This is a genomic window from Enterobacter cloacae complex sp. SHL020, assembly GCF_049236945.1.
Lineage (GTDB): Bacteria > Pseudomonadota > Gammaproteobacteria > Enterobacterales > Enterobacteriaceae > Enterobacter > Enterobacter dykesii.
This window is the reverse complement of sequence record NZ_JBMKJF010000007.1, coordinates 125,056-151,780: the sequence shown is the minus strand read 5'-3', so window position 1 is coordinate 151,780 and position 26,725 is coordinate 125,056. Positions and strand designations below refer to the sequence as shown.

27 protein-coding genes are annotated in these 26,725 nt (G+C 57.4%); 16 read left to right on the top strand and 11 right to left on the bottom strand.

Annotated elements, in window-relative coordinates:
* The first annotated feature begins 308 nt into the window (after positions 1-308).
* The 5 genes from ACOTZB_RS17445 to ACOTZB_RS17425 are packed head-to-tail and all read left to right on the top strand — an operon-like array spanning position 309 to position 4,982.
* Positions 309-1,121, top strand: coding sequence for an ABC transporter ATP-binding protein (locus ACOTZB_RS17445; protein ID WP_337280571.1), 813 nt, complete (start codon positions 309-311; stop codon positions 1,119-1,121).
* Positions 1,118-2,101 (top strand): FecCD family ABC transporter permease, encoded by a 984-nt coding sequence (locus tag ACOTZB_RS17440; RefSeq protein ID WP_421627923.1) that lies wholly within the window; start codon positions 1,118-1,120, stop codon positions 2,099-2,101. Before ACOTZB_RS17445 ends, ACOTZB_RS17440 begins: the two co-directional genes overlap by 4 nt.
* Positions 2,098-3,138, top strand: coding sequence for a FecCD family ABC transporter permease (locus ACOTZB_RS17435; RefSeq protein WP_421627921.1), 1,041 nt, complete (start codon positions 2,098-2,100; stop codon positions 3,136-3,138). The genes ACOTZB_RS17440 and ACOTZB_RS17435 overlap by 4 nt, the downstream gene beginning before the upstream one ends.
* Before the next feature lie 9 nt (positions 3,139-3,147).
* On the top strand, positions 3,148-4,098 hold the full coding sequence (locus ACOTZB_RS17430) for an iron-siderophore ABC transporter substrate-binding protein (RefSeq protein WP_126329435.1): 951 nt from the start codon (positions 3,148-3,150) through the stop codon (positions 4,096-4,098).
* A complete protein-coding gene (locus ACOTZB_RS17425; RefSeq protein WP_033146656.1) occupies positions 4,095-4,982 on the top strand; it encodes a MurR/RpiR family transcriptional regulator in 888 nt (295 codons plus the stop codon). The genes ACOTZB_RS17430 and ACOTZB_RS17425 overlap by 4 nt, the downstream gene beginning before the upstream one ends.
* Positions 4,983-5,066: 84 nt before the next feature.
* Here ACOTZB_RS17425 and ACOTZB_RS17420 read toward each other — a convergent pair whose 3' ends face one another.
* The 4 genes from ACOTZB_RS17420 to qseB all read right to left on the bottom strand — a co-directional run bounded on the left by ACOTZB_RS17420 (position 5,067) and on the right by qseB (position 8,104).
* Positions 5,067-5,381, bottom strand: a complete 315-nt coding sequence (locus tag ACOTZB_RS17420) for a putative quinol monooxygenase (protein ID WP_023309193.1) — start codon at positions 5,379-5,381, stop codon at positions 5,067-5,069.
* Between the two features lie 31 nt (positions 5,382-5,412).
* Positions 5,413-5,994, bottom strand: a complete 582-nt coding sequence (locus tag ACOTZB_RS17415; protein WP_134867152.1) for an NAD(P)H-dependent oxidoreductase — start codon at positions 5,992-5,994, stop codon at positions 5,413-5,415.
* Positions 5,995-6,098: 104 nt separating this feature from the next.
* A complete protein-coding gene (qseC, locus tag ACOTZB_RS17410; protein WP_313149460.1) occupies positions 6,099-7,448 on the bottom strand; it encodes a quorum sensing histidine kinase QseC in 1,350 nt (449 codons plus the stop codon).
* A complete protein-coding gene (qseB, locus tag ACOTZB_RS17405; RefSeq protein ID WP_313149461.1) occupies positions 7,445-8,104 on the bottom strand; it encodes a quorum sensing response regulator transcription factor QseB in 660 nt (219 codons plus the stop codon). Before qseB ends, qseC begins: the two co-directional genes overlap by 4 nt.
* 139 nt (positions 8,105-8,243) lie before the next feature.
* Here qseB and ACOTZB_RS17400 point away from each other — a divergent pair, with 139 nt between their 5' ends.
* The 4 genes from ACOTZB_RS17400 to ftsP all read left to right on the top strand — a co-directional run bounded on the left by ACOTZB_RS17400 (position 8,244) and on the right by ftsP (position 13,394).
* Positions 8,244-8,645, top strand: coding sequence for a YgiW/YdeI family stress tolerance OB fold protein (locus ACOTZB_RS17400; protein ID WP_193805633.1), 402 nt, complete (start codon positions 8,244-8,246; stop codon positions 8,643-8,645).
* Between the two features lie 118 nt (positions 8,646-8,763).
* On the top strand, positions 8,764-11,022 hold the full coding sequence (gene parC / locus ACOTZB_RS17395) for a DNA topoisomerase IV subunit A (RefSeq protein ID WP_421627919.1): 2,259 nt from the start codon (positions 8,764-8,766) through the stop codon (positions 11,020-11,022).
* A gap of 163 nt (positions 11,023-11,185) precedes the next feature.
* On the top strand, positions 11,186-11,923 hold the full coding sequence (gene plsC / locus ACOTZB_RS17390) for a 1-acylglycerol-3-phosphate O-acyltransferase (protein WP_023309187.1): 738 nt from the start codon (positions 11,186-11,188) through the stop codon (positions 11,921-11,923).
* A 58-nt stretch (positions 11,924-11,981) separates the two neighbouring features.
* Complete coding sequence (gene ftsP / locus ACOTZB_RS17385) at positions 11,982-13,394, top strand: cell division protein FtsP (RefSeq protein WP_023309186.1); 1,413 nt, start codon at positions 11,982-11,984, stop codon at positions 13,392-13,394.
* 30 nt (positions 13,395-13,424) lie between these two features.
* On the opposite strand, the gene ACOTZB_RS17380 is transcribed toward ftsP, so the two are convergent.
* Positions 13,425-14,900 carry a TrkH family potassium uptake protein gene (locus ACOTZB_RS17380; RefSeq protein WP_421627917.1) on the bottom strand — a complete coding sequence of 492 codons (1,476 nt, stop codon included), beginning with the start codon at positions 14,898-14,900 and terminating at the stop codon, positions 13,425-13,427.
* A gap of 199 nt (positions 14,901-15,099) precedes the next feature.
* Here ACOTZB_RS17380 and ACOTZB_RS17375 point away from each other — a divergent pair, with 199 nt between their 5' ends.
* Positions 15,100-17,274 carry a YgiQ family radical SAM protein gene (locus tag ACOTZB_RS17375; protein WP_421627916.1) on the top strand — a complete coding sequence of 725 codons (2,175 nt, stop codon included), beginning with the start codon at positions 15,100-15,102 and terminating at the stop codon, positions 17,272-17,274.
* Between the two features lie 141 nt (positions 17,275-17,415).
* Positions 17,416-17,790, top strand: a complete 375-nt coding sequence (locus tag ACOTZB_RS17370) for a carboxypeptidase regulatory-like domain-containing protein (protein WP_421627915.1) — start codon at positions 17,416-17,418, stop codon at positions 17,788-17,790.
* A gap of 41 nt (positions 17,791-17,831) precedes the next feature.
* Here the strand turns inward: ACOTZB_RS17370 and dkgA are convergent, their stop codons facing one another.
* Entirely contained in the window at positions 17,832-18,659 is an 828-nt protein-coding gene (gene dkgA / locus ACOTZB_RS17365) for a 2,5-didehydrogluconate reductase DkgA (RefSeq protein WP_421627914.1), read from the bottom strand.
* Positions 18,660-18,764: 105 nt separating this feature from the next.
* On the bottom strand, positions 18,765-19,928 hold the full coding sequence (gene yqhD / locus ACOTZB_RS17360; protein ID WP_421627913.1) for an alcohol dehydrogenase: 1,164 nt from the start codon (positions 19,926-19,928) through the stop codon (positions 18,765-18,767).
* A gap of 195 nt (positions 19,929-20,123) precedes the next feature.
* Here yqhD and ACOTZB_RS17355 point away from each other — a divergent pair, with 195 nt between their 5' ends.
* Positions 20,124-21,023 carry an AraC family transcriptional regulator gene (locus ACOTZB_RS17355; RefSeq protein ID WP_047650129.1) on the top strand — a complete coding sequence of 300 codons (900 nt, stop codon included), beginning with the start codon at positions 20,124-20,126 and terminating at the stop codon, positions 21,021-21,023.
* A 46-nt stretch (positions 21,024-21,069) separates the two neighbouring features.
* Here the strand turns inward: ACOTZB_RS17355 and yghB are convergent, their stop codons facing one another.
* A complete protein-coding gene (gene yghB / locus ACOTZB_RS17350; RefSeq protein ID WP_126329362.1) occupies positions 21,070-21,729 on the bottom strand; it encodes a DedA family general envelope maintenance protein YghB in 660 nt (219 codons plus the stop codon).
* A 143-nt stretch (positions 21,730-21,872) separates the two neighbouring features.
* Positions 21,873-23,060 carry a cystathionine beta-lyase gene (gene metC / locus ACOTZB_RS17345; RefSeq protein WP_325760632.1) on the bottom strand — a complete coding sequence of 396 codons (1,188 nt, stop codon included), beginning with the start codon at positions 23,058-23,060 and terminating at the stop codon, positions 21,873-21,875.
* A 251-nt stretch (positions 23,061-23,311) separates the two neighbouring features.
* Here metC and exbB point away from each other — a divergent pair, with 251 nt between their 5' ends.
* Together exbB and exbD are read left to right on the top strand one after the other, a co-directional pair.
* Complete coding sequence (gene exbB, locus ACOTZB_RS17340; protein ID WP_126329366.1) at positions 23,312-24,043, top strand: tol-pal system-associated acyl-CoA thioesterase; 732 nt, start codon at positions 23,312-23,314, stop codon at positions 24,041-24,043.
* Between the two features lie 4 nt (positions 24,044-24,047).
* Positions 24,048-24,473 carry a TonB system transport protein ExbD gene (gene exbD, locus ACOTZB_RS17335; protein WP_023309173.1) on the top strand — a complete coding sequence of 142 codons (426 nt, stop codon included), beginning with the start codon at positions 24,048-24,050 and terminating at the stop codon, positions 24,471-24,473.
* A gap of 41 nt (positions 24,474-24,514) precedes the next feature.
* Here exbD and ACOTZB_RS17330 read toward each other — a convergent pair whose 3' ends face one another.
* On the bottom strand, positions 24,515-24,964 hold the full coding sequence (locus ACOTZB_RS17330; protein ID WP_421627911.1) for a cytoplasmic protein: 450 nt from the start codon (positions 24,962-24,964) through the stop codon (positions 24,515-24,517).
* Between the two features lies 1 nt (position 24,965).
* Positions 24,966-25,370 (bottom strand): hypothetical protein, encoded by a 405-nt coding sequence (locus tag ACOTZB_RS17325; RefSeq protein WP_047650136.1) that lies wholly within the window; start codon positions 25,368-25,370, stop codon positions 24,966-24,968.
* A 103-nt stretch (positions 25,371-25,473) separates the two neighbouring features.
* On the opposite strand from ACOTZB_RS17325, the gene ACOTZB_RS17320 reads away from it, so the two are divergent.
* Positions 25,474-25,977, top strand: coding sequence for an ESA_00282 family adhesion-associated protein (locus ACOTZB_RS17320; RefSeq protein ID WP_023309170.1), 504 nt, complete (start codon positions 25,474-25,476; stop codon positions 25,975-25,977).
* An 81-nt stretch (positions 25,978-26,058) separates the two neighbouring features.
* Positions 26,059-26,547: a TIGR00645 family protein gene (locus tag ACOTZB_RS17315; protein WP_023309169.1), complete on the top strand. Its 489-nt coding sequence runs from the start codon at positions 26,059-26,061 to the stop codon at positions 26,545-26,547.
* Positions 26,548-26,725: the final 178 nt, after the last annotated feature.

Below are 26,725 nucleotides of genomic sequence, written 5' to 3'. Positions count from 1 at the left end.
CGTTAGCCACGGCGGGCATCGGACATGTAATTGAGAATCATTCAATCATGCACGAATGTAGTAGTAAATGGAAAAAAGAAAAAATCGACTACAACGTTTAACCGGGCAGACAAGCGCCACGGAATAATGATTAACTTATTGAAATAAATGTTTTTGCAAGCCGTTACGTATTCATTTTCCCTCAGTCTTATCCCTGGCTTTATCAGGGTGTTTCTTCTCTTGACTACTACATGGCGCAGCGTCAAACTCTCAAAAGAGAATGATTTTTATTTATATTTGTTGCGCTTTTTTATTACGTTGGCATTCACGTGGCTCACAACACAAAAAAACCGGGACTGGTTCTGGAGAACCTTTCTGCGGGCTATCAGAAAAAAATCATCGTTGATGATATCTCCCTTGCGATCCCACAGCAGAAAATGACCGTGCTGGTAGGGGCGAACGGCTGCGGAAAATCCACGCTGCTGAGCACCATTGCGCGCTTGCTTCAGCCGCTTGGCGGCGCGGCAGTTCTCGACGGTAAGGCGATCCACGAGCAGCCGACCAAAGCTGTCGCCCGCCAGCTGGGTATCCTGCCGCAGTCTCCGCTGCTGCCGGAAGGGTTAACCGTTTTTGAGCTGGTCTCGCGCGGGCGTTTTCCCTGGCAAAACTTTATGCGCCAGTGGAGCGACGAGGACGAGCTGGCGGTGGAAGAGGCCCTGCGCCTGACCGGCACGGCAGAGTTTGCCCATATGCCGGTGGAAAGCTTATCCGGCGGCCAGCGTCAGCGCTGCTGGATCGCTATGGCGCTGGCGCAGCAAACGCCGTATATCCTGCTTGACGAGCCCACGACGTTTCTTGATCTTCGCTATCAGGTGGAGATCCTGGAACTGCTGCACGCCCTGACCCGCCAGCACGGACGTACCGTCGTGGTGGTGCTGCACGATCTCAACTTCGCCGTAAACTACGGCGATTCGCTGGTCTTTTTACGCCAGGGGAAAGTTGAAGGCGTATTGCATGAGGGCGATGCCTGCACGCCGGAGCTGATTAAAGCGGTGTTTGATGTGGATGTGCATATGTCCATCAACCCGTTGACCGGCAAGCCGTTCTTTATGCCGTTTCGCCAGAGCATCGTTCAGCCATGATGCGCTCCTCTCTGGCCTTCCCGATCTTCGCATTGCTGCTGGCGCTGGGCGCGATAATGCATCTGGGCATCGGCGCACGCTTCATTGCCCCGCAGACGGTGGTGGAGGCATTTTTCCATTTCGATCCGCGCAATTTCGACCATAACGTCATTATCAAATTAAGACTGCTGCGCCTCTGCGCCGCGATGGTGACGGGCGCCTCGCTCGGCGTGGCGGGCGTGCTGCTGCAGTCTGTGATCCGCAACCCGCTCGGCGAGCCGCATATTCTGGGACTCAACGCCGGGGCCGCGCTGGCGGTCGTGATTACCAGCGCGCTTGGGCTGTCGCTGCCGTTTGGTCGCCCGCTCGTTGCCGCCGCCGGTGCCGCCGCGCTGTTTTTGCTGGTGCTGATGTTCTCCTCGTCCGGTCGCACCGGGCTTACGCCGATGAAGGTCACGCTGTGCGGCGTGGCTATGTCGGCGTTTGCCTCGTCGATTACCGCCGCGGTGTTAATCCTCGATGAACAGACGCTGCTCGCCATGCGCACCTGGCTGGCAGGGGACCTGGCCGGGATCAGCATACAGACGCTCCGGAGCGCCCTGTGGGCTGCGACAGCCGGTTTTGTTCTCGCCATCGCGCTGTCGCCCTCGCTCAATACGCTGGCGCTGGGAGACCGAATGGCGCAGGGGCTTGGGGTGTCGCTGCTGAAAACTCGCCTGCTCGCCCTGCTGGCTATCGCGCTGCTCTGCGGCGCGGCCGTCTCCATTGCCGGGCCGATTGGCTTTATCGGCCTCGTCGTGCCGCAGCTCATCCGCCGTCTGGTGTCGGTCGATTTACGCGTGATGGTGCCGCTGTCTGCCCTGTGTGGCGCGCTGGTTCTGCTGCTGGCGGATATCGCCGCCCGCACGTTGTTTACGCCCTGGGAGCTGGCAACCGGCATCATGACGGCCCTGGTCGGCGCACCCGTATTCATCTTTATGGCGTCGAGGATGTTCAAATGAACCGGGCCGGATTCCGCGCGATCCGTATTGGCCGTTTATCGGCGCTGGTTCGCCCGAGGGCGCTGGCGTGCCTGACGCTTTTATCTCTGGTGGCGCTAAGCCTGCTGGGCTTTGGCCTGATGCACGGTTCTCTGCCTGTTCCCTCCTCCGCCATCGGGCGGGCGCTGTTTTCGCCTGAGAGCCTGACGGCGGAGACGCGCTACATCGTGATGGATATCCGCCTGCCGCGCCTGCTGATGGCGGTGCTGTGCGGCGCGATGCTCGGCATGGCGGGGGCGGCAATGCAGTCCATCACCCGTAATGGTCTGGCTGACCCCGGGCTTATCGGCGTGAAGGAGGGCTGTAGCGCGGCGGTACTGCTGCTGATTTTTCAGTTCCCGGCGCTGGGCCTGGCCTGGCGTCCGCTGGTCGGCATGGCCGGTGGGCTGCTTACCGCGCTGCTGGTCATTGCCCTGGCACGCGATATCTCGCGCCCGCGGTTCATCCTGATCGGCATCGGCGTGTCGTGGGCGTTTGCCGCCGCAATGGGCGTCTTTATCACCACCGCCGACGTGCGCGACGTGCAGACGGCGATGCTGTGGCTGGCGGGAAGCCTGCATGCGGCAAACTGGACGCTGGTGGGGTTAGCCGCGCTCTGGGCTGCCCCCGCGTTTGCGCTGCTGCTGTTTACCGCACGGGCTGCGGACGTGGCTTTGCTCGGCAATCAGGCCGCCGTGGGCCTTGGCGTGCGCACAACCCGGCTGGCGCTGCTGCGGGTTCTCGCCCCGGTGGTGCTGACGGCGGCCTGCGTCTCGTGCGTGGGCAGTATAGGTTTCGTGGGGCTGATTGCCCCTCATATGGCGCGCCTGCTGCTGCGCGGTGGGCAAACCGCGTTCCTGACTGGAAGCGCCTTGCTGGGCGCGCTGCTGGTGCTGCTGGCGGATAACGTCGGACGTCTGGCATTCCTCCCGCTGCAGCTGCCGGCGGGAATTGTGATTTCATTGATTGGCGGACCGTTTTTCCTGCTGCTGCTCTGGCAGCGTCGGGACAGATTTTAGGAGACTATGATGCGCGTACTGTTTTCGATGCTGTTGCTGGTGGGGTTCGCGGTGGGGGCGGCGGAGCCGACGCAGACGTTTACTGACGATCTGAACCGAAAAGTGGTGGTGCCGGTTCATCCGAAGCGGATTGTTTCATTACACGATCTGGATATCACCATTCCGCTGATTGAGCTTGGCGTGCCGCCGGTGGCGAGCCATGGCCGCACGCGGCCGGACGGCAGCCACTTTCTGCGCTCAAGCGGCATGTTGACCGGCGTCGACTTCGATAATTCCGACATTAAATTTATCGGTACGGCCGATATCGACATTGAAGCCATCGCCGCCGCAAAGCCTGACCTGATCGTTACCGAGCCGACCCGCAACACTCCGGTGGAACAGCTGGCGAAAATTGCCCCGACGGTGAGCATCGATCATCTCGACGGCGGCGCGCCGGAGATCTACCGCAAGCTGGCTCAGCTCACGGGCACGCAGGCAAGGCTAGACATTCTGGAACGCCGCTATCAGGAGCAAATCAAGGCGCTGAAGGCGACTATTGATACCCGCAAGGTGACCGTGTCCGTGATTCAGGCGAATCAGGGGAAGATTAACGCCATGCACAGCTACCACTCGCTGGGCCGCGTTCTGCGCGACGCAGGATTCAAATTCCCGCCGCTGATTGAGTCCATCCCGGAAGGGGGACGGATTGACGTCAGCGCCGAGCGCCTGCCGGAGCTGGATGCCGATTTCGTCTTCGCCACCTGGCGCGGGGATACGGGCGGTAAACCGCAGGACGAGCTGGCGGCGATGGATGCGGTCATGCCGGGCTGGTGTCAGTTCCTGAATGCCTGCCGAACCGGGCATTACGTGCTGATCTCGCGTGAAGAGGCCATCTCGAATTCGTACGCCTCGTTAGGGCTGATGGCCGCGCAGGTGCAGTCGCAGATTGCCGGGCGTCCGCTGCCGGAGGCGTCACGGTGATCCGCAAAGAGAAAGGGCGCGTGGATGTCTATGGCGACCGCTTTCGCGCGCGTGCGCATCAGCTGACGCCGCGTCTGCTGCAGGTTGCACGCTATATTCATGACAACCGCGAAGCTGTAATGGAACAGACCGCAATGGAGATCGCGACGCTGTTGAAAACCTCTGATGCCACGGTGGTCCGCGCCATTCAGGCGCTGGGTTTCGCCGGGCTGCGCGATCTCAAGCAAACGCTGGAGCAGTGGTTTGGTCCGGTGGTCACCTCCAGCGAAAAGATGTCCACCACGGTGAATACGCTCGCCAGCGACGTCAACGCGAGCATTGATTTCGTGCTGGAGGGGCATCAGCACACCTGTGAAGTGTTATCCGAGCCCCACAACCGCTACGCAATGGCCCAGGCGGTCTCTCTACTGGCGCAGGCGAGGCAGGTCGCCATATTTGGCATTGGCGCCTCCGGCATTCTGGCCGAGTACACCGCCAGGCTGTTCAGTCGTATGGGGTTACCCGCCACGCCGCTTAACCGTACAGGGATAGGGCTTGCCGAGCAGCTGATTGCGCTTCAGCGCGGCGACGTGCTGGTGATGATGGCGCAGAAATCCGCGCACCGGGAGGGGCAAACCACGCTGCGTGAAGCAAAACGTCTGGGCATTCCCACCATCCTGCTAACCAATGCCCTCGATTCGCGTTTCAGCAAGGAGGCCAGCGTGGTGATCCACGTTCCGCGCGGCGGCGAAAAAGGCAAAATTCCGCTCCACGGCACGGTGCTGCTGTGTCTGGAGATGATCATTTTATCCGTCGCCTCCACCGAGCCGCAGCGCACCATCAAGTCGATGAAGCGCATCAACGAGTTACACCGTGGGTTAAAGCCGGGGAAGAAAAGCACCTAAAAACAAAGCCCGGTAGCGCTGACGCTCACCGGGCCTGGTTCTGTTCGTCCTCTCCCTGTGGGAGAGGGCGGGGTGAGGGGAAACTTAAACCCCTTGCTCCAGAATGCGGATGTGGGTCTCCAGCACGTCACCCTTCACCGCATCGCTCCACGCTTTCATGTGAGGGGTCTGCAGGTGCGCTTCAAGGTGCGCGACGGTTTCCCACTGCTCAACCATGATGATTGAGTCTGGCGCGGTCGCCTGGAAGCTGGCGTCAGTGGCGGCATCCACCATCGGCGCGTAGCCGTGGCAGCCTTCTTCTTTCAGTACGGTCGGGATAATTTTCACGAACTGATCCAGCACCGCCTGACGGTGATGTTGACCTGGACGAGTACGGATTTCTGCGATTACGGTAAGCATGTTTACTACTCCTTTAATTCCAGGCTACCAGTTAAGCAAAAATTTTCGCGAGATGCTTGCGATATTCTGCGATATAGCTCGGGACGTCAGGCATTTTAATCACGTCGTTGACGATAAAGGTCGGCAGCGGATCCATGCCCAGGAACTGGTTAGCCTTGTGGAACGGCAGGTACGCGCCGTCGACGCCCACGCCTTCGAAGAACTGATCTTTATCGGTGAAGGCTTCCAGCGGGGCGTTCCAGGTCAGGGAGAGCATATATTTTTTGCCCTGAATCAGGCCGCCCGAGCCGTATTTTTTGGAGGCGTCAGAGCGGGTGCGGCCATCGCTGGCATACAGTGAACCGTGACCTTCGGTGAACACGTCGTCCATGTATTTTTTTACGGTCCACGGCGCGCCCATCCACCAGCCTGGCATCTGCCAGATCACCACGTCAGCCCACAGGAAGTTCTGCACTTCGGCCTTCACGTCGTAGTTGCTGTCCGCGCGCACGATCTTAACATCATGCCCGGCGTCGCGCAGGAAACCGTCCGCGACCTCGGTCAGGGTGTCATTCAGCTGGCCTTTAGAATGCGCAAATTCTTTTGCACCGTTGATAATCAGGATGTTGCTCATTATTTGTCCTCGATGATGAGAGTATGGCCAGTATTCTACGCGCGAGGACGGTGCGGTAAAATGAGCAAAATGTGCAAAGTCTTTTGCGTTAAACGCAATAATCCCTACCAGCTGACCTTCACTTCAAAACCGCCTTCAGGCGCATTGCTCAGCGAAACGCGCATCCCGTGCAGGGTGGCGATGCGTTTTACAATGGATAACCCCAGCCCGCTGCCCGTGGCATCCTGACCCGGCGGACGATAAAAGCGCTCGCCGACGCGCGCCAGCGCGTCAGGTGAAATGCCTGGGCCGTTGTCGCGCACGGTAAAGCCACGCGCGTCCAGCGTCACGTCCACCACGCTGCCGCGCGGACTGTAGCGAATCGCGTTATCCAGCAGGTTGCGCACCAGCAGGCTCATGAGGAGCTGCTGGCCCGTGCGTGTAACCTCTGGTGCATGGATGTTCAGGCGAAGATCAATGCCCGCCTGCTGCGCCGGATGCCAGATATCCAGCACGGCTGACTGCAGCAAGTCGGCCAGGGGAATCGGTTCGACATCGTCAAGGTTATCCAGCGAGTCCAGGCGCGACAGCGTGAGGAGTTGATCCACCAGCCGGGAGGCGCGGTCGATACCCGCATGTAGCTGCGAAAGGGCTTTGGACTGCGCCTCGGGATCGTCCTGATACAGTTGCGCCACGTCAGTTTGCACCTTCAGGGCCGCCAGCGGGCTGCGTAGCTCGTGGGCGGCATCGGACGTAAAGCGGCGCTCGCGGGTCATCATCTCCTGGGTGCGCGCGAAGAGATGATTCAGCGCGTCGAGCAGGGGGCGCACTTCCGTAGGAAGGCCCTCCGTCGTCAGTTTATCGGTGGCATCCGGCGAGCGGGAGCGCAGGGTCTGCGCCAGCTTTTTCAGCGGCTTCAGCTCCCGACTCAGGAGGACGATCAGCAGCAGCAACATCACGGGCAGCGCCACCAGCCAGGGGGTCAGCTGCGAGCTGACCACGTCCAGCGCCATCTCCTCGCGGTACTCCCACTCCTGGCCGACCACCACGCGGTATTTTCCGTCAGGTGAGGTCAGCCATAAAAAACGCCACTCGTCGTTGTCGCCCTGTAGCTGCCCGTTATCGAACCCGTCGCGGCGATAGTGGTACGGAATATCGCGTCCGTTTTCACCGTCGTTGAGGAGCATTTTGCCGTCGACGGCGTAAATGGCGAAAGCCAGCGCGTCGTCGTCCAGACGACCGTGCTTCACTTTTTTCGGGATCTCGCGCATGCGTTCGGGGGCGCGGATCTCGTCCAGATCCATCGTCAGCAGCCGTTTAGCAAACAGCATCTGCTGGGTATCGAACAGCTTGTCGAGCTTGTGGGTCGTCTGCTGCCAGGCGACCAGGCTGGCGGCAAACCAGGCCGTCAGAGAGAGCAGCAGGAAGAGAAGCGTCAGGCGCAGCTTCAGGCTCAGGCGTTGCGTCAGTTTCATGCGTTACCCAGGGTGTAGCCGATGCCGTGCACGGTGCGGATAAACTCGCTCCCAAGCTTGCGGCGCAAATGATGGACGTGAACCTCGATGGCGTTGCTGGAGACGTCGTCGTCCCAGGTATAGAGTTTTTCCTCGATCAGCTTTCGCGGCAGCACCCGACCGGCGTTACGCATTAACAGCTCCAGCAGCGCGAACTCTTTCGGCTTGAGCGTCAGCGGCTCACCGTCCAGCGTGGCGATGAGACGGGTCGGATCGAGCGTGACCTTCCCGTGACGCAGTTCGCTACGCGCCTGTCCGTGGCTGCGGCGGACCAGCGCTTCGAGGCGGGCACCCACTTCGATCAGCGCGAACGGCTTACAGAGATAATCATCCGCCCCAAGACGCAGCCCTTCGACGCGCTGGTTTAGCGCATCCCGCGCCGTCAGAATTAATACCGGCTCGCTGCGCCCGCTTTCGCGCCACGCGCGCAGAATGTCCAGACCGTCAATTTCCGGCAGCGTCAGATCCAGCACCACGGCATCATAGGGTGCAGAGGAGAGCGCGGCCTGGCCGGTTTTACCGTCGGTAAACCAGTCCACGCTAATGCCCATTTTGCTTAGCCCCGCCTTGATACCGTCGCCGATTAACCTGTCGTCTTCTACCAGTAAAATACGCATGTTCCCTCCTTGATGCCGTCAGTAAACTCTCTGTAAGCGCCTGCTGTACAGCAATAATAAATAAATTTTTCCCTTAAGAAGTTGTTAAGGATTACCCTGTTTAATGGACTACGAAACCACATTAAAGGGAGAGATTAATATGAAAAAATTCGCTGCCGTTGCTGCCATCATGATGATGACCACTGCCCCTGTTTTTGCTGCGCAGGGCGGATTTAGCGGCCCGTCTGCAACCGCGACCCAGACGCAAACCCGGCAGGGCGGTTTTGTCGATAACAACGCCAACCTCACCACCGCGGCAAAAGTGAAGGATCTGAAAGACGATGCCTGGGTGAAGCTGCGCGGGAACATCACCGAGCGCCTGTCCGATGATCGTTACACCTTCCGCGATGAGTCCGGCACGGTAGTGGTTGAGATCGACCACAAGCGCTGGAACGGCGTAACCGTCACCCCGCAGGATAAGGTCGAACTTCAGGGTAAAGTTGATAAAGACTGGAACGAGTTTGAAATCGACGTGAAGCAGGTCATCAAGCTAAACAAATAACCCGAAATGGGCCGCATAAGCGGCCCTTTTTCTTTGTGACTCAACTCGTCAGATAGGGTAGTATCTGCGGCAATATTGCCTGAAACCCTTCGGTTTCTGAGTTGAGGAATCACACGTAATGAGCGATATGGCAGAGCGCCTCGCGCTACATGAATTCACGGAAAACGCCTACCTGAACTACTCCATGTACGTCATCATGGACAGGGCGTTGCCGTTTATCGGGGATGGCCTGAAGCCCGTTCAGCGCCGCATCGTCTATGCGATGTCCGAACTGGGGCTGAACGCCACCGCCAAGTTCAAGAAATCCGCCCGTACCGTCGGTGACGTACTGGGTAAATACCATCCGCACGGCGACAGCGCCTGTTATGAAGCGATGGTGCTGATGGCGCAGCCGTTCTCTTACCGCTATCCGCTGGTGGACGGGCAGGGGAACTGGGGGGCGCCGGACGATCCGAAATCCTTCGCGGCGATGCGTTATACCGAATCCCGCCTCTCTAAATATGCCGAAGTGCTGCTGGGCGAGCTGGGTCAGGGAACCGTTGACTGGGTGCCAAACTTCGACGGTACGATGCAGGAGCCGAAGATGCTGCCTGCGCGTCTGCCGAACATCCTGCTGAACGGCACCACCGGTATCGCGGTCGGTATGGCGACGGACATTCCGCCGCACAACCTGCGTGAAGTGGCGAAAGCCGCCATTACCCTGATCGAGCAGCCGAAAGCGACGCTCGACGAGCTGCTGGATATCGTGCAGGGGCCAGATTTCCCGACCGAAGCCGAGATCATCACCTCGCGCGCGGAAATCCGCAAAATCTACCAGAACGGTCGCGGCTCCGTGCGTATGCGCGCGGTGTGGAATAAAGAGGACGGCGCCGTGGTGATCACCGCGCTGCCGCATCAGGTTTCCGGTGCCAAAGTGCTGGAGCAGATCGCCTCCCAGATGCGCAATAAAAAGCTGCCGATGGTCGACGACCTCCGCGACGAATCGGATCACGAGAACCCGACCCGTCTGGTGATCGTGCCGCGCTCCAACCGCGTGGACATGGAGCAGGTGATGAACCACCTGTTCGCCACCACCGATCTGGAAAAAAGCTACCGCATCAACCTGAACATGATTGGCCTCGACGGACGCCCGGCGGTGAAAAACCTGCTGGAGATCCTGACCGAGTGGCTGACGTTCCGCCGCGATACGGTCCGCCGTCGTCTGAACCACCGTCTGGAGAAAGTGCTTAAGCGCCTGCATATCCTCGAAGGTTTGCTGGTGGCGTTCCTCAATATCGATGAAGTGATTGAGATCATCCGTACCGAGGACGAGCCGAAGCCGGCGCTGATGTCGCGCTTTGGCATCAGCGAAACCCAGGCCGAAGCGATCCTCGAGCTGAAGCTGCGCCATCTCGCCAAACTGGAAGAGATGAAGATCCGCGGCGAGCAGAACGAGCTGGAAAAAGAGCGCGATCAGCTGCAGGCGATCCTCGCGTCCGAGCGCAAGATGAACACCCTGCTGAAGAAAGAGCTGCAGGCTGATGCCGATGCCTTCGGCGACGACCGTCGTTCTCCGCTGCACGAGCGCGAAGAAGCGAAGGCGATGAACGAGCACGACATGCAGCCGTCCGAGCCGGTGACCATTGTTCTGTCGCAGAGCGGCTGGGTGCGCAGCGCCAAAGGCCACGATATCGACGCGCCGGGGCTGAGCTACAAAGCGGGCGACAGCTTCAAAGCGGCGGTGAAAGGCAAGAGCAACCAGCCGGTGGCGTTTATCGACTCCACCGGCCGCAGCTACGCCATCGACCCGATTACGCTGCCTTCCGCGCGCGGGCAGGGCGAGCCGCTCACCGGCAAGCTGACGCTGCCGCCAGGGGCGACGGTTGACCATATGCTGATGGAAGCCGATGACCAGAAGCTGCTGCTGGCGTCCGATGCGGGCTACGGCTTTATCTGTACCTTTAACGATCTGGTCTCCCGTAACCGTGCCGGTAAGGCGCTGATAAGCCTGCCGGACAACGCCCACGTGATGGCGCCGCTGGTGATCGATAACGAAAGCGACATGCTGCTGGCGATCACCACCGCCGGACGTATGCTGATGTTCCCGGTCAGCGATCTGCCGGAGCTGTCGAAAGGCAAGGGCAACAAGATCATCAACATCCCGTCGGCGGAAGCCGCGAAAGGCGAAGATGGCCTGGCGCACCTCTTCCTCCTGCCGCCGCAGAGCACGCTGACCATTCACGTCGGCAAGCGTAAGATCAAGCTTCGTCCGGAAGAGCTGCAGAAAGTGGTGGGTGAGCGCGGTCGCCGCGGCTCGCTGATGCGCGGCCTGCAGCGCATCGACCGCGTGGAGATTGACTCTCCTGCACGCAGCACCGCGGGTGACAGCGAAGAGTAATGTCGTGATATCCCCCTCTGCCCGGAGGGGGAGTTTCAATAAAATTTCCCGTAAAATCGTTGTTAATTCGTGCGTTGCGATTAACAATACGCGCTCGTAATAAAGTCCTTACCTGGCCACAGGTGAAGTATAATTGTCAGCTGTTGGGGCTTCAGAGGTCGCTATGCTATATATTGTTCGTCTTATTCTTACCGTTATCTACTGCATTCTGGTCTGTATTTTCGGCTCTATTTATTGTCTTTTCAGCCCGCGTAATCCGAAGCATGTTGCCACCTTTGGCCATATGTTCGGTCGTCTTGCGCCGCTGTTTGGTCTGAAGGTTGAAAAACGTCTGCCTGAAGGGGCGGAGAATTTCGGTAACGCCATCTATATCGCCAACCATCAGAACAATTACGATATGGTGACCGCCGCAAATATCGTGCTTCCACCGACGGTGACGGTGGGAAAAAAAAGCCTGCTGTGGATCCCGTTTTTTGGCCAGCTGTACTGGCTGACCGGGAACCTGCTGATCGACCGTAACAACCGCGCGAAAGCGCACAGCACCATTGCGGAAGTGGTCAATCATTTTAAAAAGCGCAAAATCTCAATCTGGATGTTCCCGGAAGGAACGCGCAGCCGCGGCCGCGGCCTGCTGCCGTTTAAAACCGGGGCGTTTCATGCCGCAATTGCGGCAGGTGTTCCAATTATTCCTGTGTGCGTTTCCAATACTTCGAATAAGATTAATCTTAACCGCCTGAATAACGGGCTGGTGATTGTCGAAATGCTGCCACCCGTCGATACCAGCAAATACGGTAAAGACCAGGTGCGCGAGCTGGCAGCGCACTGCCGTGAGCTGATGGCTCAGCATATTGCGCAGCTCGACAAAGAAGTCGCAGAGAGAGAAGCCGCCGGTAAGATTTAATCCGGCGTTGAAGGGAAAACGAATTCCCGCGTTGTTAGTCGTTTCAGATGGAGCTTATATGTCACTCAGTCGGCGTCAGTTTATTCAGGCTTCCGGGATCGCCCTTTGTGCGGGTGCGATGCCGCTGACAGCCAGCGCCGCCGGGCAGCAACAGCCGCTGCCTATTCCGCCATTAATTGAATCTCGTCGCGGTCAGCCGCTTTTCCTGACGCTGCAGCGCAGCCACTGGTCCTTCACCCAGGGGACGCGCGCGCCGGTCTGGGGCATTAACGGACGTTACCTTGGGCCGACCATACGCGTGTGGAATGGCGATGACGTAAAGCTCATCTACAGTAACCGCACCCCTGAAAATGTCGCCATGACCATCAGTGGCCTACAGGTGCCCGGCCCTCTGATTGGCGGCGCGGCGCGAATGATGTCACCCAGCGCCGACTGGGCGCCGGTTCTGCCGATTCGCCAGAGTGCGGCCACCCTGTGGTATCACGCCAACACGCCTAACCGTACGGCGCAGCAGGTTTATAACGGCCTGGCAGGAATGTGGCTGGTGGAAGATGAGGTCAGCAAATCCCTGCCGATCCCGAACCACTACGGCGTGGATGACTTCCCGATTATCATCCAGGACAAGCGTCTGGATAATTTCGGTACGCCGGAATACAGCGAGCCGGGCAGCGGTGGCTTCGTCGGCGATACGCTGTTGGTTAACGGCGCGCAAAGCCCGTATGTCGAGGTCTCGCGCGGCTGGGTGCGCCTGCGCCTGCTCAACGCGTCCAACTCGCGCCGCTATCAGCTGCAAATGAGCGATGGTCGTCCGCTGCACGTGATCTCCGGCGACCAGGGCTTTTTACCGGCCCCGGTGTCCGTCAAACAGCTGGCGCTTTCGCCGGGAGAACGTCGCGAAGTTCTCATTGATATGACCAATGGGGATGAAGTGTCTGTCACCTGCGGTGAAGCGGCCAGCATTGTGGACCGCATTCGCGGGTTCTTTGAACCGTCGAGCATTCTTGTCTCGACCCTGGTGCTGACCCTGCGCCCGACCGGTCTGCTGCCGCTGGTGACCGATAGCCTGCCAATGCGCCTGCTGCCGCAGGAGATCATGAGCGGCTCGCCGGTGCGCAGCCGTGATATCAGCCTGGGCGACGATCCGGGCATCAACGGCGCGCTGTGGGACGTCAACCGCATCGACATTACCGCGCAGCAGGGCACCTGGGAGCGCTGGACGGTCCGTTCAGATATGCCGCAGTCGTTCCATATTGAAGGGGTGGCATTCCTGATCCGCAACGTCAACGGTGCGATGCCGTTCCCGGAAGACCGCGGCTGGAAAGATACTGTCTGGGTGGACGGTCAGGTTGAACTGCTTGTCTACTATGGTCAGCCTTCGTGGCCGCACTTCCCGTTCCTGTTCCACAGCCAGACGCTGGAGATGATGGACAGGGGCTCCGTGGGGCAGATGCTGATCAACCCTGCGCCATAATCCTGACATTCCCGGTTCGCCGGGAATGTTTTATGCCCGCCAGAAAAAGCGCGAGAACAGAATCAGCACCGGGTAAATTTCCAGACGCCCTAAGATCATCGCCGCGCACATCAGCAGTTTTGCCCCCTCTGTTAACGTGCCGAACGTCGACGCCGTCTCCCCAAACCCCAGCCCCATGTTGTTGATGCAGGCGGCAACCGTCGCGAATGACGTAAACAGATCGTAGCCCATCAGATTAAGCGCCCAGACAAAAAAGCCCGTGATCATCACGTAGAGAAAGAAGAAGCTCCACACCGAGCGCAGGACGCGTTCATTCACCACGCTTTTGCCCACCTTAATGCTCAGCAGCGCTCGCGGATGCGCCAGCTGGTTCATCTCCTGAATACTCTGCTTGAACATAATGAGAAAACGCAGGGCTTTGATCCCGCCGCAGGTCGAGCCTACGCAGCCGCCAAAAAAGCTGGCGCTCAACAGCAGGAAAATGGTGTGTGCGGGCCATTGGGCATAATCGGCTGTCGAAAGGCCGTTATCGGTCATCATCGAACTGGCAAGGAAGAAGGCGTGCACCAGGCTATCCGTGGCGTTGTACATCCCGGCATGCCAGACCTGCCAGGCGGTGATGACAATAATCACCGCGGCGGCGCTCAGAAAGAATTTAACCTCAGGGCTGCGGCGAATCGGCTTCAGGGTGCGTCGGACAATGGCGACGTACCAGAGGGTGAAGTTGAACGCGGAGAGCAGTGAAAACGCCCCGGCGACCAGTTCAATCGCATGGCTGTCATAAAACCCAATGCTCTCGCTGCGGGTGGAGAACCCGCCCAACGACACGGTCGACAGCCCGTGACAGAGGGCATCAAAAAAGGACATCCCCGCCAGCCAGTAGGCCAGGGTGCAGGCCACCCCCAGCGCGAAGTAGGTCACCCACAGCGTGCGCGCGGTATCGGCAAGGCGGGGCGTCAGGCGCTCCTCCTTGAACGGCCCCGGCATCTCTGACTGATAGAGCTTCATGCCGCCGATGCCCAGCAGCGGCAGGACCGCGACGGCCAGCACGATGACGCCTAACCCGCCAATGAAATTCAGCTGAGCGCGGTAATAAAGGTACGACTTAGGCAGGGCGCTGACGTCCCCGATCACCGTTGCCCCGGTGGTGGTGATCCCGGAAACCCCTTCAAAGAGCGCGTCGGCAAAGGAGAGCTGCAGCCCGTCGTCCATCCAGAGCGGCATGGCGCTAATGAATGAAAACAGCAGCCAGAACAGCACGATAATCACAAACCCGTCGCGGGTGCGCAGCTGTATTCCCGCGTGACGGGTTGCCCGCCAGGTTAGCCCTCCAAGAGTAAAAAAGGTTAAAAAGGTGGTCAGAAAGGCAAAGTAGGTCCGCTCTTTATTCAGCAGGGCGATAACCATCGGCGCCAGCATAGAAAGGCTGTACAGCAGAACCAGAAAACCGCAGAGATGAAGGACAACCCGCAGCTGGGATACATGTAACGAATCGTTGGGCTTCACGACAGAGCTCCGCGCAATAACACGTTCCGGGGCAAATCACCGGAAAATATAGTGAATATTATGATTCAAAATTATCAGGGCGCCGTATTTTAACGACTTCCACGAATATCTGCCTGCTTCCGGCATCCTTTTCTTCAAATCTGGCGGATGAACAGCGTATAATCCCGCTCCTTTTGTCTATTTTTTCTTCGGAAGCATTATGAGCGCAATTTCCCTGATCCAGCCGGATCGTGACCTCTTCTCCTGGCCCCAGTACTGGGCGGCCTGCTTTGGACCGGCGCCATTCCTGCCGATGTCCCGGGAAGAGATGGACCAACTGGGCTGGGACAGCTGCGACATCATTCTGGTCACGGGCGATGCCTACGTTGACCATCCGAGCTTCGGTATGGCCATCTGTGGCCGTATGCTTGAGGCGCAGGGCTTCCGCGTGGGGATCATCTCCCAGCCTGACTGGAACAGCAAAGACGACTTTATGCGTCTGGGTAAACCGAACCTGTTCTTCGGTGTCACCGCAGGCAACATGGACTCGATGATCAACCGCTATACCGCCGACCGCAAGCTGCGTCATGACGACGCCTACACGCCCGATAACGTGGCGGGCAAACGTCCGGACCGTGCGACCCTGGTCTATACACAGCGCTGTAAAGAAGCCTGGAAAGACGTGCCGGTGATCCTGGGCGGCATCGAGGCGAGCCTGCGCCGCACCGCCCACTACGACTACTGGTCAGATACCGTACGCCGCTCGGTGCTGGTGGATTCCAAAGCCGACATGCTGATTTACGGTAACGGCGAGCGTCCGCTGGTGGAAGTGGCGCACCGTCTGTCGCAGGGTGAACCGGTGAGCAGCATCCGCGACGTGCGCAATACCGCCATCATGGTGAAAGAGGCGCTGCCGGGCTGGAGCGGGGTGGATTCCCGCATCATTGATATGCCGGGCAAAATCGACCCGATCCCGCACCCGTACGGCGAAGATCTGCCGTGTGCCGATAACAAGCCGGTTGAGCCGAAAAAAGCGGGAGCGAAGGCTATCGTTGTGCAGCCGCCGCGCCCGAAACCGTGGGAAAAGACCTACGTGCTGCTGCCGTCCTACGAAAAGGTGAAAGCCGACAAGGTGCTCTACGCGCACGCGTCCCGTATTCTGCACCATGAAACCAACCCGGGCTGCGCCCGCGCGCTGATGCAGAAGCACGGCGAGCGCTTTATCTGGATCAACCCGCCGGCGATCCCGCTCTCTACCGAAGAGATGGACAGCGTCTTTGCGCTGCCGTACAAGCGCGTGCCACACCCGGCGTACGGTAACGCCCGTATCCCGGCATATGAGATGATCCGCTTCTCGATCAACATCATGCGCGGCTGCTTCGGCGGCTGTTCCTTCTGCTCCATTACCGAGCACGAAGGGCGTATTATCCAGAGCCGCTCTGAAGATTCGATAATCAATGAGATCGAAGCGATTCGCGACTCGGTGCCGGGCTTTACCGGCGTGATTTCCGACCTTGGCGGCCCAACCGCGAACATGTACATGCTGCGCTGCAAATCGCCGCGCGCGGAGCAAACCTGTCGTCGCCTCTCCTGCGTCTATCCGAGCATTTGCGAGCATATGGACACCAACCATGAGCCGACGATCAACCTCTACCGCCGCGCGCGCGACCTGAAGGGCATCAAGAAGATCCTGATAGCCTCCGGGGTACGTTACGACATCGCCGTGGAAGATCCGCGCTACATCAAAGAGCTGGCAACGCACCACGTCGGTGGCTATCTGAAGATTGCGCCGGAGCACACCGAGGAAGGCCCGCTGTCGAAGATGATGAAGCCGGGCATGGGCAGCTACGATCGCTTTAAAGAGCTGTTCGATACCTATTCGAAGCAGGCGGGTAAAGAGCAGTATCTGATCCCATACTTCATCTCCGCCCACCCGGGCACGCGCGATGAAGACATGGTGAACCTGGCGCTGTGGCTGAAGCAGCGTCGCTTCCGCCTGGATCAGGTGCAGAACTTCTATCCGTCACCGCTCGCCAACTCGACGACCATGTATTATACCGGCAAGAACCCGCTGAGTAAGATTGGCTACAAGAGTGAAGAGGTGGTGGTGCCGAAAGGGGATAAACAGCGTCGTCTGCATAAAGCGCTGCTGCGCTACCACGATCCGAAAAACTGGCCGCTGATCCGTCAGGCGCTGGAAGAGATGGGTAAAAAACACCTGATCGGCTCGCGCCGCGACTGTTTGGTACCGGCCCCGACGCTGGATGAGATGCGCGAAGCGCGTCGCCAGAACCGCAATACGCGCCCGGCGCTGACCAAGCACACGCCGATTGTGCATCAGCGTTCGAACGGTGGGGCGGGAACGAAGAAGAACGTAAAACGTAAGATCGGTTAAACCTGTGACAATGCCCGGTGGCGCTGCGCTTACCGGGCCTACAGGTCGGCGCGTAGGCCGGGTAAGGCGAAGCCGCCACCCGGCTTTTTTCTGCATAAGGGTAGGAGGCCCAGAATGAAATTAAGGAAGTTAACAGGAGTTATGCTGATTGGCCTGACGCTATGCGGTTGTGTAATGCACCGCCAGACGCAGCCAGAAGTGGAAGGACGTCTAGTCGACAGCGCAGGTAAGCCAGTCCCGGACGCAAAAATAATATTAGAGAGGGAGCAGACGCTTTCTGACGACAACGGTCGTTTTGCTTTTAAGAGCCAGCATGAGTGGATCTTTTTTCTGCCAATAGGTCCGATGGACTGGATTTATCACACCCCGCTCCAGATAAGCGTCAACGGAAAGGAATATGAAGCAGATGCAGGCGGCGGTCTCGGTGGGCCACATAACCTTGAAGGGAAAGCGTATAACGTTATTTGCACATTGCCTGACCTTCCCGGAGAAGCGAGATGTCAGTCCGGTTTATAAATTAAAACGAGCCCGGCGGAAGACCGGGCTCGTTTTAGGTATTACCCGCCAAACTGGTCCGGGTCCGGCCCAAGCCGCTTGCCCTTATCCAGCTTCGCAATCTCACCCAGCTCATCTTTATCCAGCCGGAAGTCCCAGACGTCGAAGTTCTCGGCGATGCGCGACGGCGTGACCGATTTCGGAATGACCACCAGACCGTTGTCCAGATGCCAGCGAATGACGATTTGCGCCGGGGTTTTACCGTATTTATCCGCCAGCTCACGGATAATCTTTTGATCAAACACCCCTTCGCCGCCCTGCGCCAGCGGGCTCCAGGACTCGGTCTGGATTTTATGCGTAGCGTTCCAGGCGTGTAACTGGCGCTGCTGCAGCAGCGGGTGCAGCTCGATCTGGTTAATCACCGGCGTAACGCCCGTCTCGTCAATCAGCCGCTGCAGGTGATGAACCTGGAAGTTACAGACGCCGATGCTTTTCACCAGCCCCTCTTTCTGCAGTTCAATCATCCCTTTCCAGGCCTCAACGTAGTGGTCGATAGCCGGAACCGGCCAGTGCATCAGCCAGAGATCGACGAAATCGAGCTGGAGTTTCTCCAGGCTCTCCTCCAGCGCTTCGCGGGGGCGTTTTTGATCGTCGTTCCACAGTTTCGTGGTGATGAATAACTCATCGCGGGGGACGCCAGCGCTGGCAAGTGCCTTACCCACGCCGTCCTCGTTCTTGTATGCGGCAGCGGTATCAATAGACCGATAGCCGACTTCCAGGGCTTTATGAATGGCGGAGACGACCTCGTCGTTACCGGCTTTCCATACACCTAGCCCCAGCTGGGGCATCACGTTGCCGTCCTGCAGCTTGATTACGGTTTGGTTTGCCATTTTTCCTCCTTCAGGTGCGCATCGCCGGAGGGAGACTCCGGCGATGGGGTGTGCATTAAGTCTGGACGAAATGTCAAAAAACGAAAGTCGGGAGGGCAAAAACGCTTAGCGTGCCGCTTCGTAGATGCGACGGCTGACGTCCAGCGTAATGTCGCCGTGCTCGCCCAGGTGGGTCATGCTGTGTTCTTCGAGTTTCGCCAGCAGGGCAGGGATGGAGCTGCCGTCCAGACCGTAGCCAGAGAGACGCGTTGGCACGCCCAGACCTTCAAAGAAGCTGCGGGTCGCTTCGATGGCGGCATCGATACGCGCATCGTCGGAACCCTCGGTGATGTTCCACACGCGTTCTGCGTACTGCAGCAGTTTGGCACGCTTGGTATCCCGCTTTTCGTTCCACAGCGCAGGCAGCACAACGGCCAGCGTCTGAGCGTGGTCCAGACCGTGCATCGCCGTCAGCTCGTGGCCCAGCATATGGGTTGCCCAGTCCTGCGGCACGCCAGCGCCGATCAGGCCGTTCAGCGCCTGGGTTGCGGCCCACATTACGTTGGCACGCACGTCGTAGTTTTCCGGTTCTTTCAGCGCTTTCGGGCCGTCTTCGACGAGCGTCAGCAGAATGCCTTCCGCGAAGCGATCCTGGATTTTGGCATCGACCGGATACGTGACGTACTGCTCAACGGTGTGAACAAAGGCATCGACCACGCCGTTCGCCACCTGACGCGCAGGCAGGGTGTAGGTATACCCCGGATCCAGAATGGCAAACACAGGCTGAACGTGTTCGTTCATAAAGGCCTGTTTGTCACCGGTCGTTTTACGGGAGATCACCGCGCCCTTGTTGGATTCAGAGCCGGTCGCTGGCAGGGTCAGCACGGAGCCCATCGGGATGGCGCTTTTAATGTCGCTGCCGCGGGTTTCCAGAATGTGCCACGGATCGATGCCGTCAGCGTAGTGCGCTGCCGCCGCGATGAATTTGGTGCCGTCCAGCACGGAGCCGCCGCCGACCGCCAGCAGGAAGGTGATGTTGTCTTCGCGGGCGATTTTCACCGCGTTCATCAGCGTTTCGTAAGACGGGTTTGGCTCAATGCCGCCGAACTCACGCACGTCCAGACCGTCCAGGGCGCTGTAAACCTGATCCAGCACGCCGGTTTTTTTCACGCTGCCGCCACCGTAGGTGATCAGCACGCGGGCGTCAGCGGGGATTTGTGCGCGCAGGTCGGCGATGGCGTCTTTACCAAACAGAATGCGGGTTGGGGTGTGAAGATTAAAGTTGTTCATTGCTCGTTCCCTTTAGTGGGTGAAAAACCGTGGTGGCGCTGAGGGCGACCTGATGCTGCACATTGTGGCTGTCCGGGGCTATCCTCTCAATGCACATTCCTGCCGATGTCTTGCCCATTTCTACAGAGCGCTGGAGAAAGCGCGGAAAACGACGCACACTGTCAACGTCGAAAAACGTACCCGGAGTAACGCAAGATGAACCGTGAGGCTATCTGCCAGCAGCTCACTGCGCAGATTAAAAGACTGATAGATAAAGAAAATGGCGTCAGCGATCTGCTTCCTGACATTCGCCTGCTTTATGGCACGCAGCCCGGGACGCGCACGCCGGTGATGTACCAGCCGGGCATCGTTTTTCTCTTCTCGGGCCATAAAATTGGCTATATCAACGAACGCGTGTTCCGTTACGACACCAATGAATATCTGCTCCTGACGGTACCTTTACCCTTCGAATGTGAAACCTTCGCGACAGAGGCCGTTCCGCTGGCCGGTATTCGCGTCAACGTCGATATTCTTCAGCTGCAGGAGCTGCTGATGGAGATAGGCGAAGATGAGTTCTTCCAGCCTTCGATGGCGTCGAGCGGGATTAACTCGGCGACGCTTTCGGAAGAGATCCTCTGCGCCATCGAACGTCTGCTGGACGTGATGGAAAGGCCGCTGGACGCGCGCATTCTGGGCAAGCAGATTGTCCGCGAAATTCTCTACCATGTGCTGCTGGGCCCGGGCGGCGGGGCGTTACTGGCTCTGGTGAGCCGACAGACCCACTTCAGCCTGATAAGCCGCGTGCTCAAGCGTATCGAAAGCCAGTACACGGAAAACCTCAGCGTCGACCAGCTGGCGGCGGAAGCGAACATGAGCGTTTCGGCGTTTCACCATAACTTCAAGTCGGTGACCAGCACCTCCCCGCTGCAGTACCTTAAAACCTACCGGCTGCATAAGGCGCGGATGCTGATGATCCACGACGGCATGAAGGCCAGCGCGGCGGCGATGCGGGTGGGTTACGAAAGTGCGTCGCAGTTCAGTCGGGAGTTTAAGCGCTATTTTGGCGTCACGCCGGGAGAGGATGCGTCACGTATCAGAACGATGCAGGGTGCCTGAGGGGAAACACAGGCCGGGTAAGCGCAGCGCTACCCGGCAATTGACATCACGCGCTGCAGTACTTCTTCTTAATCACCACCGCGATGGTTCCCACCAGCCCTGCCACCAGCAGGAACATCGGCAGCACCATCAGGAAGGTCATCACCTGATCTTCGTGGTGTTTCACGAAGGGGATCATATTTAGCGCATAGCCGAGCGTCGTGACCACGCCCACCCACAGCAGGGCGCTTAACCAGTTGAAGAACTGGAAGCGGCGGTTCGACAGACCGGAAATGCCCGCCATCGTCGGCAGAAGGGTGCGAACAAACGCCAGGAAACGCCCCGCCAGCAATGCCAGCAGGCCGTGACGATCGAACATGCAGGTCGCACGCTGATGATATTTATGCGGTAACTGCGCCAGCCAGCCTTTTACGACGCGGGTATTCCCGAGCCAGCGGCCCTGAAGATAGCTCAACCAGCAGCCCAGGCTGGCTGCGGAGGTGAGAATAACCATCGTTGGCGTGAAGTCCATGACGCCTTTCCCGATTAACGCCCCGGCAAGTAAAAGCAGGCTGTCACCGGGTAAAAACGAGGCTGGCAGTAATCCATTTTCCAGAAACAGTGTTGCGAACATCACGAGGTAAACGATACCAACGATGTGAGGATCCGCCAGCGCGGCAAAGTCGTGTTGCCAGAGCGCCGCGATAATATCTTGAATAACAGCCATGGACTTTCCTGTGGAACAGCAGATATAGCGCTATTGTACTCCCTTATTCGCCCGTCGGGTTTGATCCCGGGCGCAACTCATGCAGACTTTTCTCATTGCCGTGTCCACAAAAGCGTCCAGAGAGTACATTTTCAGCCAGCACTCTACACGATACGCTCGAACCCTGCTGCTAAATCGGCAATCAGATCGTCAACATTTTCTAAACCGATATGCAGTCGAATCAGGGTGCCGCTGAAGTCTACTTCACCGCCGGGGCGCAGAGCCGCAACCTGTTCCGGCTGATTAGGCAGGATCAGGGATTCAAAACCGCCCCACGAGTAGGCCATGCTGAAGAGGGTAAAATTATCCAGATAGCTCGCCAGCTCGTCGTTATTCAGCCGTTTTTTCAGCACGAATGAGAACAACCCGCTGCTGCCCGTAAAGTCACGTTGCCAGAATTCGTGGCCTTTACTTCCCGGTAACGCGGGATGATTTACGCGCTCAACCTGCGGATGCTGCGCCAGCCATTCGGCTACCTTCAGGCTGCTTTCATGGTGCTGACGCAGGCGAACGCTCAGCGTGCGGAGTCCGCGGCTGGTCATGTAGGCCGTGTCTGCGTCCACCATCTGGCCCATCAGGTAGGCATTTTCACGCAGCTGATCCCAGCAGCGCGCGTTGGAGACCGCCGTGCCAATCATGCCGTCAGAGTGGCCTATCAGGTATTTCGTCGCCGCCTGAATCGAGATATCAATGTCGAATTCCAGGGCTTTAAACAGCACGCCTGCCGCCCAGGTGTTGTCGATCATCACGATCGCCTCTGGCGCTTTGCTGCGTACGGCCTTCACGATGGCCGGCACGTCGTGCACTTCCATGGTGAGCGATCCCGGCGATTCCAGGAACACAATGCGCGTGTTTGGCTGAATAAGTTCGGCAATGCCTTCACCAATCAGCGGGTCGAACCAGCCGGTCGTTACGCCGAGCTTGCTGAGGATTTTGGTGCAGAAGTCCTGGCTGGGTTCATAGGCGGTGTTGGTCATCAGGATATGGTCGCCCTGTTCCACAAACGCCAGAATGGTGTTGGCGACCGCCGCCGCCCCGCACGGGAACAGCGCGCAGCCCGCGCCGCCTTCCAGCTCGCACATCGCCTCCTGCAGCGAAAAATGGGTTAGCGTGCCACGACGGCCATAAAACAGCCCGCCTTTCGCGCGGTTGCGCGTGGCAATTTTTTTCTCCTCAACGGTATCAAACACCAGCGAGGAGGCTCGTTGAATCACGCTGTTGACCGATCCCTGCGTATATTTTTTGCTGCGTCCTGCCTGTACCAGCGTGGTATCAAGATGCTTCTTTGTCATGTTCGCTAACCCTGTTTTTATACGTCTGGACGTCCAGACTACCACGATTGGAAAAAACTGCACCCCGAGGCTTATCGAATAAGCAGAAAATATTAGCAAAAATTCGCATAAGAAATTTTTACTGCGTAAGCGCAAGGAAAGTGAGCGAAAATTACGGCACTATGTAAATACTAATGAGAACTACTATCAATTCGACGACGTTTTGATATTATTACGTTCAGATTTTGTGATTTGCGTCCTGGAGATACAGAGTGGGTAATAATTTGATGCAGACGGATCTCTCCGTTTGGGGCATGTATCAGCATGCTGACATCGTGGTTAAGATTGTGATGATCGGCCTGATTCTGGCGTCCGTTGTCACCTGGGCTATCTTCTTCAGCAAAAGCGCCGAGCTGCTTTCGCAGAAGCGTCGCCTTAAGCGGGAACAGCAGCAGCTTGCAGAAGCCCGCTCTCTGGATCAGGCTTCAGATATGACCTCATCCTTCCACGCGAAAAGCCTGACCACCCTGTTAGTGAATGAAGCACAGAACGAGCTGGAACTCTCCGCTGGCAGTGAAGATAACGAAGGCATCAAAGAACGTACCGGTTTCCGCCTGGAGCGTCGCGTGGCGGCCGTTGGCCGACACATGGGACGCGGCAATGGTTATCTGGCGACCATCGGCGCGATCTCACCGTTCATCGGTCTTTTCGGTACGGTCTGGGGCATCATGAACAGCTTTATCGGCATCGCGCAGACCCAAACCACCAACCTGGCGGTCGTTGCGCCGGGTATCGCAGAAGCGCTGCTGGCGACGGCCATCGGTCTGGTTGCCGCTATCCCGGCGGTGGTCATCTACAACATTTTCGCGCGTATGATTGGCAGCTACAAAGCCACGCTGGGTGACGTTGCCGCGCAGGTTCTGCTGCTGCAAAGTCGCGATCTGGATCTGAATTCCAGCTCGGTTAAGCCGGTGCACGCGGCGTCTAAACTGCGCGCAGGTTAAGAGTATGGCGATGCGTCTAAACGAAAATCTGGACGATAACGGCGAAATGCATGAAATCAACGTGACGCCGTTTATCGACGTCATGCTGGTTCTGCTGATTATCTTCATGGTGGCCGCACCGCTGGCGACGGTGGATGTGAAGGTGAATCTGCCGGCATCTTCCAGCCAGCCCCAGCCGCGCCCGGAGAAGCCTATTTACCTGTCGGTGAAGGCGGATAAATCCATGTTCCTCGGGAACGACCCGGTGACGGCCGACTCTGTCATCCCGGCGCTGGAGCAGCTTACGGGCGGTAAGAAAGACACCACGGTCTTCTTCCGTGCGGATAAAACCGTTGATTATGAAACCATGATGAAGGTAATGGACACGCTGCATCAGGCGGGTTACCTGAAGATTGGACTGGTCGGCGAAGAGAAAGCGGCCTCGAAGTGATAAAGAAGCTGGCGAAAGCCGGCTTTTTTATGCCTGTCGGTTTATGCGTTTTTATTATCCGTCGGTGCGGTAGAAGGGGGTACCAGCGCGTCCTCATCAAGCGCTACGTAGGTGACGTTTGAGGTACGGTACTCACCGTCTGACAGCTTGCGCGTCAGACGCAGGGTGGCGATTTCTCTGGCAAGCAGGTACTGATAATTGGCCTCAAGACGTCCCAGAAGCTTCTCTTTCAGTTCTGGACGCTGTTCAATGATGGCGTTCATCACGGCACCGTAAATTTCTTCTTTGACCTGTAGCGGATAAATTTCACGACGATTCTGCCATTTCAGACGAACCAGCGTCGCCGGGATCGATACCAGGTCTTGTGTAATCCGCGTCATCTCGTCATTTTTTGTGTTTCTCAGCGCATCGAGATTTTGCTTTAAGATAAATTCATCACTTTTTTTATCTTCTAAAGTCAAATAAACGTCGTTGTTTTTAACTTCTTTCACGTTAATCTTCCCCCAGGCTATAAAAAATTGGGTTGTTTTTTTCGCGCGTAATTAAATTAAGCCAAATTTTATTGCCCGCTTCATTAATTTCTTCGGTTTTCTCGGCCATTATTTGACTGAGTTTTTGGGCATCAATTTCACCCTCGGCCTGCAGGTCATTCAGCAGGTGGACAAAGGCTTCAATTTTTATGGCGCGAAATAAGCGGTCTTTTATATGGCGATCGTGCTCTTCCAGCAACATATTTCGGGATTTGCCAGTTCGGGAAACACCAATTAATATATCGGGCTCGAAATCAGAGAGCTTTCTTTTCCCCTGAGTGAAACTGGCCTCTTTTTCTGCTTCCGTCGGTTGCTGTTCCACAGGCGTAATGTGGTACTTAGCCGGGACGAGATAGTCGGGCAGCATTTTTAATTTCCTTTAATTTCAACAGGGTGGGGTTGGTAAAGGCGTGAGATTCGTTGACAATATCATGAGGCAAATTTAAAATCAAAAAAAATGGAGCCTACCCATGAACAGCATTTTTTTTACGGTCATCACATTACTATTACTGACCGCTGGTGTGCTTTTATTGATGCAGGAGTTCAATAAAACGAAAGTGTCGAAAGACACCAGTGAACCCCCGCAACCTGAACTGATGACAAAAGAGGAAGGGGAAGACCATTTCTCTGTATTGATGAACTCCGTTACGCCTGTCTGGTACTGGCGGGTGAACCACGAATATATCGACTTTTTACACGCGACAATTAAGCGCATGAAAATGTCGGAAATTAATGACACGCCCGGACTGTTTGAGGCGCAGCGTCGCTGTAGCGATCTGAATTCAGCAGTCTATAAATATTATGACAATATTAAAAAGCGCTGCCTTAACGGCGAGAAGGTCTCTTATTCCGATCTGGACGTATTAAATTTGCGCCAGTGTTTTCGCGAGTTCAGTCTGGAAGCCTATCCTGAACTGGTGGCGCTTGTCTGGCCGGAGTACGCACGTCCCGAGGTTAACCCAGACAACGTCTGAGTGACGTACCGTTGAGTTATTGCAAACAGCCAGCGCCGTTGAGATATACTGGGCGCTGGTTTCTTTTGCAAACAGGACTTTATGGAACGCTTTTTTGAAAATGCCATGTACGCCTCTCGCTGGATACTGGCCCCCGTCTATTTTGGCCTCTCGCTGGCACTTATCGCGCTGACGATTAAGTTCTTTCAGGAAATCTGGCATGTTCTGCCGAACATTTTTTCTATAGCCGAAGCGGATTTGATTCTGGTACTGCTGTCGCTGGTGGATATGACCCTGGTGGGCGGGCTGCTGGTGATGGTGATGTTCTCCGGCTACGAGAATTTTGTCTCCCAGCTCGATATCGACGAGCGTAAAGAGAAGCTCAGCTGGCTGGGCAAAATGGATGCTTCGTCGCTGAAGAATAAAGTGGCCGCGTCGATTGTGGCGATCTCCTCTATCCACCTGCTACGCGTGTTTATGGACGCGAAGAACGTGCCGGATAACAAACTGATGTGGTACGTCATCATCCACCTGACGTTTGTGCTGTCTGCGTTTGTGATGGGGTATCTGGATAAGATCAGTAAGAAGTAATTCCCCTTACTTAAGCTCCCTCTCCCTGTGGGAGAGGGCCGGGGTGAGGGCATCAGACCGCACTATTTATCCGACGACTTATCCGACGACGCCTGCCACAGATTCAAAGCGCTTTCCCACTCTGCACTTATCACATCACAAATTGCATCCCTAAGCGCGGGCTTAATGATTAACGACT